Origin of the sequence: Kocuria sp. KRD140 (assembly GCF_017168375.1) — a bacterium.
In the GTDB taxonomy this organism is placed as follows: Bacteria; Actinomycetota; Actinomycetes; order Actinomycetales; family Micrococcaceae; genus Kocuria; species Kocuria marina.
The window spans coordinates 70416-82940 of sequence record NZ_JABFAW010000002.1 but is presented as its reverse complement, the minus strand read 5'-3'; the positions used below and the strand labels follow the sequence as shown (position 1 = coordinate 82940).

12 protein-coding genes are annotated in these 12525 nt (G+C 69.8%); 7 read left to right on the top strand and 5 right to left on the bottom strand.

Annotation, left to right across the window (positions count from 1 at the left end; genetic code table 11):
• Positions 1-12: 12 nt before the first annotated feature.
• The 7 genes from J1M36_RS02600 to J1M36_RS02570 all read left to right on the top strand — a co-directional run bounded on the left by J1M36_RS02600 (position 13) and on the right by J1M36_RS02570 (position 6911).
• A complete protein-coding gene (locus J1M36_RS02600) occupies positions 13-477 on the top strand; it encodes a YraN family protein (RefSeq protein ID WP_206478600.1) in 465 nt (154 codons plus the stop codon).
• Between the two features lie 155 nt (positions 478-632).
• Entirely contained in the window at positions 633-1790 is a 1158-nt protein-coding gene (locus tag J1M36_RS02595) for a hypothetical protein (RefSeq protein WP_193519837.1), read from the top strand.
• Positions 1791-1799: 9 nt separating this feature from the next.
• Positions 1800-1964, top strand: coding sequence for a hypothetical protein (locus J1M36_RS02590; RefSeq protein WP_193519836.1), 165 nt, complete (start codon positions 1800-1802; stop codon positions 1962-1964).
• Between the two features lie 296 nt (positions 1965-2260).
• Entirely contained in the window at positions 2261-3832 is a 1572-nt protein-coding gene (locus J1M36_RS02585) for a YifB family Mg chelatase-like AAA ATPase (RefSeq protein ID WP_064846122.1), read from the top strand.
• Between the two features lie 206 nt (positions 3833-4038).
• Complete coding sequence (gene dprA / locus J1M36_RS02580; RefSeq protein ID WP_274606011.1) at positions 4039-5208, top strand: DNA-processing protein DprA; 1170 nt, start codon at positions 4039-4041, stop codon at positions 5206-5208.
• Entirely contained in the window at positions 5168-6190 is a 1023-nt protein-coding gene (locus J1M36_RS02575; protein ID WP_206478599.1) for a tyrosine recombinase XerC, read from the top strand. The genes dprA and J1M36_RS02575 overlap by 41 nt, the downstream gene beginning before the upstream one ends.
• 217 nt (positions 6191-6407) lie before the next feature.
• Positions 6408-6911: a DUF3145 domain-containing protein gene (locus J1M36_RS02570; protein WP_085106278.1), complete on the top strand. Its 504-nt coding sequence runs from the start codon at positions 6408-6410 to the stop codon at positions 6909-6911.
• 245 nt (positions 6912-7156) lie between these two features.
• Here the strand turns inward: J1M36_RS02570 and J1M36_RS02565 are convergent, their stop codons facing one another.
• The 5 genes from J1M36_RS02565 to J1M36_RS02545 all read right to left on the bottom strand — a co-directional run bounded on the left by J1M36_RS02565 (position 7157) and on the right by J1M36_RS02545 (position 12303).
• Entirely contained in the window at positions 7157-8419 is a 1263-nt protein-coding gene (locus tag J1M36_RS02565; RefSeq protein ID WP_064846119.1) for a beta-ketoacyl synthase, read from the bottom strand.
• Positions 8420-8542: 123 nt separating this feature from the next.
• On the bottom strand, positions 8543-8788 hold the full coding sequence (locus J1M36_RS02560; protein ID WP_035964527.1) for an acyl carrier protein: 246 nt from the start codon (positions 8786-8788) through the stop codon (positions 8543-8545).
• A gap of 148 nt (positions 8789-8936) precedes the next feature.
• Positions 8937-10004 carry a beta-ketoacyl-ACP synthase III gene (locus tag J1M36_RS02555; RefSeq protein WP_064846118.1) on the bottom strand — a complete coding sequence of 356 codons (1068 nt, stop codon included), beginning with the start codon at positions 10002-10004 and terminating at the stop codon, positions 8937-8939.
• A gap of 60 nt (positions 10005-10064) precedes the next feature.
• Entirely contained in the window at positions 10065-10976 is a 912-nt protein-coding gene (locus J1M36_RS02550) for an ACP S-malonyltransferase (protein WP_098056136.1), read from the bottom strand.
• A gap of 91 nt (positions 10977-11067) precedes the next feature.
• The gene (locus J1M36_RS02545; protein ID WP_064846116.1) at positions 11068-12303 is read right to left on the bottom strand and encodes a CdaR family transcriptional regulator; all 1236 of its coding nucleotides are present in this window, start codon (positions 12301-12303) and stop codon (positions 11068-11070) included.
• Positions 12304-12525: the final 222 nt, after the last annotated feature.

Here is a 12525-nt window from a genome sequence, read left to right as displayed (position 1 = left end):
CACAGTGGGTCCATGACGACTTCCACTTCTGCCCATGTGCCACGCAATTCCGGTCGTCCGGGCACCGCTCCGCCCGACACCGCCCCGCCCGACGCCCCGGTCGCGGCCCATGTGAGCGTGGGGAGGGCGGGGGAGGAACTGATCGCGGACCTGTTGCAGCGTTCGGGCTGGCGGATCCTGGACCGGAACTGGCGCCCCGCCGTTGGGCCCGGGGCACCCCGCGGTGAGCTGGACGTCGTCGCCGAGCGACAGGGAACCGTGACCGTGTTCGAGGTCAAGACGCGCTCGGGCGGGGACTTCGGACATCCCGCGGAGGCCGTGGGGTGGGAGAAGCTGCGGCGACTGCACGTCCTCGCGCGCGCCTGGGCCAGGGAACACAGGGCTGTCGAGATCCCCGGCGTGGACGTCGTGGCGGTCCACTGGCCCCGCGGCGGTACCCCGCGCGTGGAACGCATAGGCTCCCTCGGCTGGTTGTGAGGCATCCGCGCGATCCGTGCCACGGGGCCCGTTCGCCGCCGACCTCCACCGGGGAGTCACACTCCGGGTCGTCACCGAGAGCATTATGAATTTCCCCCTCCCCGTGCCACGGTATTTTGTGGGATGAGTACAAAGGCTCGGCGATCGGGGGACGCATGAAGAGTCCGGCGTGGCTTCCTCACGTGTTGTCGGCCACGGCATTGGCCGCGGCCGCCTCGCTGATGCTCGTCTCGTGCGCGGACGAGGAGCCGCCCGCCGGATCCGACGCCTCCGCGTGTGCCACCTCAGCCGCGGGTGACCGGGGTCTGCATGCCGGGATCTTCCGGGCGAACCTCCCCAACGGGGCGTCCGTGCGCATCACGCTCCCCGCGCGGGAGATCCCCGATCCTGAACTCGACGAACTGCGCAAGGATGCCCGCGTCAAACGCGCGACGTACGCCACCGTGGAGATCGACAACGAACGGGGAGATTCCCCCGTGTCGGTGAGTCGCATGATCCTCAAGGCCTCCGACGGCGGGTCCTACCAACTGGAGAACGTCTCACGAGCCCTGGACCGGTGGCGGCCCCGGACGTCCGGGGACCAGTACCGCGCCCATGACGGGTCGCCACTGACCGAGCACGAGGCCCGGCACCTCAAGAATCGCATCGAGGAGGCGGACCGGACCGCCGCGGGGGACATCGCCGCGGGCGAACGCGGTACGAACATCCTCGTGGGGGACATCTCCCGTGTTCCAGAGAGCTTCGAGAGTCTCGAGCTGATCCCCTCCATCGGTAACCGGGAAGTCACCCCCGTGCGTGCCCAGCCCGAGGACACCGATGACACCCCGAGCGGCAACGGGCCCGCGGGCGGCGGACAATCGGGCAGCGGGAATGGATCGGACGGCGCCAGGGAGAGTGCGAGCCCCGATGCCCCCGCGGAATCGGCTGCTCCCGGTGTCCCCGCTCCGGACGTCCCCGAACCCTCGGCATCGCCCACCGCGGACACCCCTCAGGTGCCCGAGGATCCGGGTGCACCCGCGGTTCCGGACCCCGGAGCGCCCGTTCTCCCGGATCCGGGAGGGATCCCGCCGGTGAATCCCGATCCGGGCGGTCCCGTGCCTCCGAGCCCGGCGCCCACGATCCCGATCCCGCCGGTACCCGCGCCCGACACCTCCGTCTCGCCCCACCCGGCGGTGACCGATCCCATCGTCTCGGTGCCCACGGTGCCCACGGTGCCAGCACCGGTGATCCCGGACCCCGTGGACCCGGATCCGGGGATTCCGGGCCCGGGATCCCTGGAGCCCGCAGCCCCGGCGGAGTCGCAGGACCTATAGCTCGGTCCCATGAACCTGGAACTGCGGGCCGGAGCCCCGGTCACGGAGCTTCCCGACAGCGCCGTCTCCGTGGTGCCGGTGTCGGTTCCCACCGACGTGCTGCCCGTCGAGGACACGGACCCGGCAATTGCCGTCCCCGTGCCCCTGGAGGACCCCGCGCCCGCTGCTCTCTAGTGGGCCGTTCGTTGGGATTCGCCCCGGTACACGGTTTTGTTCAGGGGCGCCTCGCGAAGTAGTCTGCTGCGCCCGGCCGGGTCACGGGTCCGCCGTGCCGGCGCTGTTAGGGGCCTCCGCGGGTGATCGTGTTCCACCGGGTCTCTCGGGTCGTGCCTCGCCCGTCTGGCCAGTTCATTTCCGCATTCGGGCCGCGGCATCTGGGCTGCACACTGCTGGGCTGTGCTAGGGCCCGGCGGCCCGGGCGGGAACTCTGGACCCATGATTCGAGATTCGGTGACGTGCAGCGCCAACCCATGGTCCGGACGTGGCTCGTGAACGGGTTCGCGCGCAGCCGCAGTGTGGCGCTGGTCGGGTTGGCGGGGCACGTGGTGGAGGTTGAGGCGGACATCGGCCAGTCACTGCCGGCGTTCACGATCATCGGCCTGCCCGATCAAGCGGTGAACGAGTCCAAGGAACGGATCCGTTCGGCCGCGCGCCATGCCGGGGCCGCCCTCGCACCGCGCAAGATCACGGTGAACCTCTCCCCGGCCACGCTCCCCAAGCGGGGGTCGCACTTCGACGTCGCGGTTGTGATGGCGGTGCTCAGCGCCCAGGGGGTGGTGCGGGTGCCGCCGGACACGGTGTTCTACGCCGAGCTCGGTCTGGACGGTTCCCTGCGTCCGGTGCGCGGTGTCCTGCCCGCCGTGTTGGCAGCGGTGCGGGCGGGGTATCCCCGAGTGGTCGTCGCCGAAGCCAATCGGGCGGAGGCCGAGCTGGTGGCCGGCGCGGACGTGAGTTCCGCCGCCCACCTGTCGCAGCTGCTCGTCGCCCACGGAGCGGATCCTACGTTGCTGGCCCGTGCGACGTCGTCACGGGCCGAGAGCGCGCCGGACGGCGGGAACCCGCAGGAGCCGGACGGAACGGCCGTGCCAGACCTGCGGGACGTGGTGGGGCAGGTCGAAGGGCGTCAAGCGCTCGAGATCGCCGCCGCCGGTGGACATCATCTCCTAATGGTGGGTCCACCGGGAGCGGGCAAGACGATGCTCGCGGAACGGTTGCCGGGGATCCTGCCGGACCTCGCGGACGATGACTCCCTGGAGGTCACGTCCGTGCATTCGCTGCGAGGCGACGACGTGTGTTCGTCTCTCATACGGCGGCCCCCGTTCCAGGCCCCACACCACAGCATCACCATGCCCGCGCTGTGTGGCGGAGGCAGCGGGATGCCACGGCCCGGGGCCATTTCCCTGGCGCACCGGGGCGTATTGTTCCTGGACGAGGCCCCTGAGTTCGACCGCCGGGTGCTGGACGCCCTGCGGCAACCGCTCGAATCGGGAACGGTCACGATCGCCCGGGCACAATCCGTGGCCCACTATCCCGCGCATTTCCAATTGGTCCTGGCGGCGAATCCGTGTGCGTGTGGCAACGCGGGCGGCACGGACCAGGCATGCACATGCACGGCGGTGCAGCGCCGCAGGTATTTCGGCAAACTGTCCGGGCCCCTGCTCGACCGTGTGGATCTGCAATTGCGGGTCCCCGCCGTGACCTACCACGAGCTCAGCGGGGGCCACGGCCGGACCCCCGAGGACAGCGCAGCCGTCGCGGAGCGGGTTGCGACCGCCCGGGCCGCCCAGGAGGAGCGGCTGCGCCGCTGGGGGTGCCGACTGAACAGCGCGGTTCCCGGTTCACTGTTGCATCGTACCCTGTCACCGGGCACTCGATCCGTGCTACCGCTCAAGGCCGCCATGGACAACAAGACCCTGACGGCCCGTGGATTCGTGAAGGTGTTGCGTGTTGCCTGGACCCTGGCGGATCTGGCCGGGGCCACGGTTCCCAGCCCCGAGCACGTGCAGCTGGCCCTCTACTTCAAGACGACGGTGACGACATGACGGAACACCACCCCGCCGGGTCTGAAAGCTACGGCAGCTCGACAGAGCACCACCCCGCCGGGCCGGACCGCCGCGGCAATATGACGGATCTAGGGGCAACAGCGGGGGACACTGCCGCGGTCGGCACCCCTGGCGATCCATACCACGCCGTCCGGGCGTGCCGCGTGCGCTTATCGCGCATCATCGAACCCGGCGACACCGCGGGCTTGATCCTGCTGGCAGCCCTAGGCCCTGAACTGTTGTGGCGCAGCATCGTGGAATTGCAGGCCCCCAGTCCCGCTCTGTGTTCCGTTTATCGCAAGGCCACCGAGGAGCTGGCCCCGGACTCGTCGGTCCCGAATCTCCTCAAACGGTTCGCGGCCTGGCGCTCGCGGCTGCCCGTCCCGGAGCCCCGCGTGGATGCCCGGCACGCCGAACAGATCGGTGCGTGGACACTCATCCCGGAGGATCCGGGGTGGCCCGCGCAGCTCGACGACCTGGGCCTGCAGCGCCCGCTGGTCCTGTGGGGCCGGGGTCATCGCGAGGCGCTGTCCCGGCTGGATCGCAGTGTGGCCGTTGTGGGCGCACGCAACGCGAGCGGTTACGGGGCCGCGGTGACCCGACAGATGGCCCATGAACTGGCCGCTGCCCACTGGTGTGTGGTCTCGGGCGGCGCGTACGGGATCGACGCCGTGGCGCACACGGCCGCCCTTGAAGCAGGCACCGAGGATGGGGCCACGATCGCCGTTCTGGCGTGCGGTGTGGATCGGTTCTACCCGGCGGGCAACGCGGACCTGCTGCATCACATCACGCAGCGGTCAGTGGTGCTGAGTGAGGTCCCCCTGGGCTGTGCTCCCGCGCGCTACCGGTTCCTGCAGCGCAACCGCATCATCGCGGCCCTCACGCGAGCCACGGTGGTCACGGAGGCGGCGTGGCGTTCCGGATCGCTCAACACCGCACGCCACGCAGCGGGGCTCTCGCGGGAGGTCGCCGCGGTCCCGGGGGACGTTCTCGTGGGAGGATCGGCGGGCTGCCATCGCCTCATCCGCGACGATCACGCGGTGCTCGTGAGCAATGCCGCCGAGCTCCTGGAACTCGTGGAGCCCCTGGGCAATGCGGTGGCCCAGGATGCACACCGGGCGGCGAGTACCCGTGACGAGCGCCCCGAGGACGGCCTGGATCCCACGTTGTTGCGCTTGTTCGACGCGCTGCCCCTGCGCACCGACGCGGACCCGTCCCACCTGTGCGCGGTGTCCGGGTTGAGCCCGGGGGAGGTGCTCACGGGTCTCGTAAGGCTCCGTGACGCCGGACTGGCCGCGGACTCGCTGCTCGGATGGCGGCGGGTAGGCTCGCCGCATGGGCGCAGTAAAAGACCGGACGGTCGAACGGGAACCTGAGCACGCGGCGTCGTCGGGCGCGCAGGGGACACCGGCAGCAGGGGCGAAGGATACCCCGCCCGGGCCGCTCGAGGCCTACCTCCCGCAGTTCCGGGCGTACCTGAGCCTCGAGCGGTCCCGCAGCCACCACACCGTGCGCTCCTACGTCAACGACGTCTCGGACCTCTCGCACTGGATGCGGGACCACGGGATCGACGCCATGGACCTGCTGGACCGGGACACCCTGCGCGGCTGGCTCGCCCAGCGCCACCACCGAGGACTCGCCCGTAGTTCCCTGTCCCGGGGGATCGCGGCCGTGCACACGTTCTTCCGCTGGGCCGTGGACACCCAGGGGCTGCGTCACGACCCGGCCGCGGGGTTGCGCGGGCCGCGCCCCGCCAAGCACCTCCCGGACGTCGTGGGCGCCACGGCACTCAACGACATGCTCGACGACCTCGGGGACGTCGCCCTCGGCGGGCACGACGACGCTCACGCGGCAGCGCTCGCGGCGCGCGACTGGGCACTGCTCGAACTGCTCTACGCCACGGGCGCTCGGATCAGCGAGCTCGTGTCCCTCGACGGGTCCCACGTGGACGCCGTGAACCACGTCCTCACGGTCACGGGCAAGGGCAACAAACAACGCCGGGTCCCGTACGGGGAGAGCGCGGGGGAGGCGCTGGCCCTGTGGGGACATCGGCGCGCGGAGCTCGCGGCACCCGAAGCGGGTGACGCCGTCTTCGTCGGGGCCCGCGGTGCCCGGATCGACGCCCGGGTGGCCCGCAGGGTCGTGGCCCGTGCGTTGGAGACCATTCCGGAGACCACCGCCCGTGGGCCGCACAGCCTGCGGCACAGCGCTGCGACCCACTTGCTGGACGGGGGAGCGGACCTGCGCACCGTGCAGGAAGTGCTGGGGCACGCGAGCGTGGCCACCACCCAGATCTACACCCATGTGTCCGTGGAGCGGCTCAAACGTGCCTACTCCCAAGCGCATCCGCGAGCTTGACATTTCAGCGCGAGCAGTGATTCGGGTTGACCGGTGAGTAGCCCTGCTGGACAATGAAACGGAATGAGCCACCCCCGCGGCCTCGAATCCGCGAGGGTGTGTACATCAGGTCGCCGAACACCGACCGGACAACTTCATACGGGCGCCGAAACACATAGACCGGGGCCTCCGAGCAGGACGTTGGGGAAGACGTACCTACACAACGGAGGAACAGGCTATGTCTTCACCCACCACGCGGGGTGTGCTGTACGTGCACTCCGCGCCGCAGGCGCTGTGCCCCCACATCCAGTGGGCTCTGGAATCCGTCTCGCGACAGCGCACGGATCTACAGTGGACACCGCAGAACGCCGAGCCCGGTTGCGTGCGCACCGAACTCGAGTGGTCCGGCCGCGCAGGCACGGGGGCGCTGCTCGCCTCCGCGCTCCGGACCCTGGGGCGGGTGAGGTTCGAGGTGACCGAGAACGCGAGCCGCGGTAACGACGGCTCCCGGTGGTCCTTCACGCCGGATCTGGGGATCTTCCACGCGACCACGGACGTCGCCGGGAACATCTGCGTGAGCGAGGACCGGATCCGGTTCGCGTTCGAGGCCTCCGGTGGGGACCCCTCCGCCGTGGTCGCGGAGCTCTCCCTGGCGCTGGGGGAGGCTTGGGACGAGGAGTTGGAACCGTTCCGTCACGCCGCCGAGGGCGCACCCGTGCGGTGGCTGCATCGCGTCGGATGACCCCCGCCAGATAGCCCGCCCGCCGGTAGACCCGCCGGATGACGCGGCTCGCCCCGGAAAGGCGTTACCGATGCGGCGTGACGTGGTGGGTGATCTACCCGGGGACCCCCGATGGGTGCTACCCGTACCTACAAGTTTCCGACCTCAGAACTCTCGCTCCGAATCCGTTGCGGAGCACGAACGAACCCCGGTGTCCCACCTCCACAGGGTGGGCCACCGGGGTTCGTCGCCGGGGTGGGCGCCCGCTACAGGGAGCGGAACGCCGCCACCGAGTTGTGCCCGCCGAAACCGAACGAGTTGGAGATCGCGACCATGTCCCCACCGGGGAGATTCCGGGCGGTGGTCACCACGTCCAAATCGATCCGGGGGTCCTGGTTCTCCAGGTTGATGGTGCACGGGGCCTTGCGCTCGGATAGGGCCAGGACGGTGAGCACACCCTCCACGGCTCCGGAACCACCGAGCAGGTGACCCATCATGGACTTGGTCGCGGACACGGCCATGTCGTCCACGGCGGACCCGAATGCGCAGCGCAGTGCGCCGGCCTCGGGGATGTCGCCCACGGGGGTAGAGGTCGCGTGCGCGTTGACGTGCTTGATGTCCGAGGGGGCGATGTCCCCGGACTCCATGGCCTCACGCAGCGCGCGGGCGGGTCCGCCCTCATCCCCGGTGGCGGGAGCGGTGATGTGGTGGGCGTCGGCACTGAGACCCGCACCCGCCAGTTCGGCGTAGATCCGCGCGCCGCGGGCCTTCGCGTGCTCCTCGGACTCGAGCACCACGGCACCGGCACCCTCACCCATGACGAACCCGTCGCGGTCCACGTCGAACGGGCGGGAGGCGCGCTGCGGATCGTCGTTGCGCCGGGACAGGGCCTGCATGGAGTTGAACGCGGCAATGGTCATGGGGTGGATCGCACTCTCGGCGCCGCCCACGATCACCACGTCCGCCTTGCCCGAGCGGATCAGATTCAGACCCTGGAAGAACGCCTCGGTGCCGGATGCACACGCGGAGACCGGGGTGATCGCGCACGCGCGGGCCTTGAACTCCATGCTCACCGAGGACGCATTGCCGTTGGGCATGAGCATGGGCACGGTCATGGGCTTGACGCGGCGGGGCCCCTTGGCGAGCAGGGTGTCCCACGCATCCAGGAGGGTCCACACACCGCCGATACCGGTACCGAACGCCACGCCCACGCGGGTGGGGTCCAACTCGTCGCTCGAGTCGGCGTCGGCGCCGGAGAAACCGGCGTCCGTCCACGCCTCACGAGCCGCTGCCACGGACAGCTGACCGGAGGGGTCCAGACGCTTGGCCTGCACCCGGGACACGGCATCCTCAGACGGCTTGGGGGAGGTGGCGCCGATGCGCACAGGGAGGTCGTACTTCTCCACCCACTCCTGTTCCAGAGCGTGGACACCGGAGACACCCTTGAGGGCGTTCTGCCAGGTCTCCTGGACGTTCTCACCGATGGGAGTGATGGCACCCAGGCCGGTGACGACTACTTTGCGGGACATGTTGTGCACTTCCTCGTGTCCGGGGTCGCAGATGTTCCAGGGCTTGCTCGGTCGGCCGCCTGGTGTGACGTGAGGTGACGTGCCCCGCTCGCGCTGGAGGGCACGTCACCTGACACCCGGGGATCAGTCCTGGGCGTTGTCGATGAAGTTGACGGCGTCCTCGACGGTCTTCAGGTTCTTGACCTCTTCGTCCGGGATAGTGACGTCGAACTTCTCCTCGGCGTTGACCACGATGGTCATCATGGAGATGGAGTCGATGTCCAGATCCTCGGTGAAGGACTTGTCGAGCTGCACGGCGTCGGTCTCGAGGCCGGTCTCTTCGTTCACGATTTCTGCCAGGCCGGCCAGGATTTCGTCTTTGCTCGCCATATCGGCTTCCTTTCCTTATAGTCGCGGTGCGCGACCTTACTGGGTGAGCACGGGGTTCGGGAGAACTACCGTGCGGACCGCCCGAGTGCTCGAACGGTCCGTGGACAAGAGGTGTGCGGTCTAACCCTACGGCACGCCACGGGTGGGATCAGGGCAGCAGCACCACTTGGGCGCCGTACACGAGACCCGCCCCGAAACCGATCTGCAGGGAGGGCTTCCCGGACAGTTCCGGATGCTCCGCGAGCAAGCGGTGGGTGGCCAGCGGGATGGACGCCGCGGAGGTGTTACCGGCCTCTGCGATGTCCCGGGCGATGATCACGGAGTCGGGCAGCTTGAGCACCTTGGCCATCTGATCGATGATGCGCATGTTCGCCTGATGGGGCACGAATGCCGCGAGGTCCTCGGGCTCGAGCCCGGAGGCCTCGAGGGCTTCCTTGGCCACGCGGGCTCCCTCCCACGAGGCCCACCGGAAGACCGTGGGTCCGTCCTGGCGCAGGGTGGGCCACATGGTGGCGTCCGGGCGCATCTCACCGGTCTCCGGGTCCGCGAGGTCCTTGGCGAAGGTCCGCTCGCCACCCTTCTCGACCGTGCGGATGTCGGTGAGCGGGTGGGTCATACGGATCGCGTCCCACTTGGATCCGTCCGAACCCCACACGGACGGGCCGATCCCCGGGACGTCGGACGGGCCGATGACCACGGCGCCGGCGCCGTCGCCGAGCAGGAAGGAGATGGAACGCTCGGTGTTGTCGATGACGTCGGAGAGCTTTTCCACGCCGATCACCAGCACGTTGGTGGAATCCCCGGAGCGCACGAGCGCGTCCGCCTGGGCGATGCCGTAGCAGTAGCCCGCGCACGCCGCGGAGATGTCGTAGGCCGCCGCAGGTGTGGCCCCCAAGCGGTCCGCGAGCTGGGCGGCGAGGGACGGGGTGAGGTACGGGAAGGACACGGTGGACACGATGATGGTGTCCAGCTGCTCACCCGTGAGACCGGCGCTCTCGAGTGCCTCGCGGGCCGAGTGCTCGGCCATCTCCAGGACGGTGACGTCCGCCGGGGCACGGTGGCGGGTGTGGATGCCCGTGCGCTTGACGATCCACTCGTCGGAGGATTCGATCCACTGACAGACGTCGTCATTGGTCACGATCTCGGACGGGCGGTAGGCGCCGATACCCAGGATGCGTGTGTGGGCGTTGGGGGTGTTCTGTTTGATGGTCGCCACGGGAGGCCGACTCCTTACCTGGTGCAGTTCACGAGTTGTCCGGGTGCGTGCGCACACTTGTCAGCTCAGAATACTCCGCACCGTCTCCAGGTCCTCCGGTGTGTTGACGGCGGTTGCGGGCACGCCCTTGAGCCCGCGCTTGGCCAGACCCACGAGGGTCCCGGCCGGCGGCAGTTCCACGATGTGCTCGACCTGCAGCTCGGCCAGGGTCTCCATGCACGCGTCCCACCGCACCGGGCGGCAGACCTGCTCCACGAGCGAGTCCACGGCCGCTGCACCGCCGTCGACCCGGGCACCATCGAAATTGCTCAGCAGGGGGTGCTCCGGATCGTTCGGGGACAGCTGCGGCACGAGCTCACGCAGCGGCTCCAGCGCGGGCGCCATGTGCTCGGTGTGGAACGCGCCGGCGACCTTGAGCTTGATGACCTTTGCCCGCGCCGGAGGGTTCTCCGCGAGGGCGTCGAGCTGCTCGATCGTCCCGGCGGCGACCACCTGGCCACCGCCGTTCGCGTTCGCGGCGGTGGCGCCGACGGCGGCGATGGCCTGAGCGACGTCGTCTGGCTTACCGCCCAGCACCGCGGCCATCCCCGTGGGGGAGACGGCGGCTGCGCGGGCCATTTCCGTGGCGCGCACGCGCACGAACCGCATGGCGTCCGCCTCGCTCAGCACGCCGGACAGCGCGGCGGCGGTGATCTCACCGACGGAGTGCCCCGCGAAGACGACGTCGGAGCGGTCCTCCAAGCTCGGCGCGAGCAGTCGCCCGGCCACGAGACCCGCGGCCACGATGAGGGGCTGGGCCACCGCGGTGTCCTTGATTGTCTCCTCGTCCGCCTGGGTGCCGTAGTGCGTGAGATCCAGCCCGGCGGCGTCGGACAGCTCGCTCAGGTGGTCGGACACTCCGGGAACGGACAACCACTCGGTGAGGAAACCTGGCTTCTGGGACCCCTGACCGGGGCAGACAACTGCAATCACCCGTTCATTCCACCAAGAGTGGACCGCGCCACGGACTGGTCGGTGTCACCAACCTGGGGGACGAGCTTTGTGGGAGGTCTACAAGACCATGTCATGGCTGACTGTTCAGCCGGCCCGCGAGCACGGCGCAGTGCAGCACGAACGCGTCCCGGGGCAGCAGGGGGTCCCACCCGGTGATGTCGCTGACGCGGCGCAACCGGTAGCGCACGGTGTTGGCGTGGACGAACAGCTCGCGCGCGGTGGCCTCGAGCGAGTGCCCCACGCACAGGTAGGTGGTGAGGGTGTCCACGAGTCCGGTGGAGGACGCCGAGAGCGGTTCCCACACGGCCTCCACCATGGAGCGCAGCGCGAGCGGGTCCCCGCTGATGGCGCGTTCGGGCCACAGGTCCTCGGAGTAGACGGGATGCGGTGCCTGGGGCCAGGCCGCGGCGGCGCGCAATCCTGCCTGGGCGCGATCCGCCGATTCCTTGACCTCGAACACGGAGGACACCGCGGGCCCGTGGACCACCGGCCCCTCACCGAACACCGCCGCGAGCTTGGTCAGGGAACGCATGCGGTCTCGGAGCCCGCCGAGCACGAGTACGAGCCGGTCGGTCTGGATGGCCACGAGGCATTCCGTGGCATGGCGGCCGGCCGCGCGCCGGATGCGTTCCACACCGGCGGGTCCGGTGGTGGCGGGCGCGGGGCCCACCATGACCGTGACGTCACCCTGGTCGGTCCAGCCGAGCGCGGAGACCCTGGAGCGCATGGAGTCGGAGTGGTCGCCGCGCAGGATCCCGTCCACCACGAGCGATTCCAGCCTCGCATCCCACGAGCCTCGGTTCTCGGCGGCCTTGGCATAGACGTCCGCGGCGGCGAAGGCGACCTCGCGCGAGAAGCGCAGCACGGCCTCGCGCAGCGCCACCTCGTCGTTGTGCTGGGCGAGCTCGGGGACCTTCTCCTCGACCACGTCCACGACGATGCGCAGCACCTGCAGTGCGTTCTGCAGCGTGATGGAGCGGGTCAGTTCCGTGGGGGCCTGCTTGAAGATCTCCGTCAGCACCCACACGGGTTCCTGCGGGTTCTCGTACCACCGCACGAAGGACGCGATACCGCGCTGGGCGAGCAGCCCGAGTTCCGAGCGTTCGTCCGCGCGCAGCTGGGAGAACCACGGCAGGGACGTGCTCAACCGCTGCACTGCCACGGTCGAGACCTGCCCTAGATTGGCCGTGAGGTTGTCCAGCGTCTTGGGGTGCGGTGTGCCCTGTTGCCGACTGCGGAGCGGCCAGGTCACCCGGCGCGTGGAGCGTGCTTTGCGGGCGGCGGAGCCGGAGGTGTCGGAGGGCATGAGTCGAGGGTAGTCCATGCCGTTCGCCCGTCCGGGGGGGATGTCCCCGGACGACGACGCCGCACGCCGGGGCGGGTGCCCCGCGTCGAGTTGCAGGCGGGGTGCGCGCGTCCGCGAATACGGGTCAGGGCGAGCCCGCCGCGGGTTCGGTCTTCGAGGTTTAACGCGTTTGCATGGTACGACGGCGCCCCCGCACTGTCCCGTCCGTGTGTGGGTGGGTGG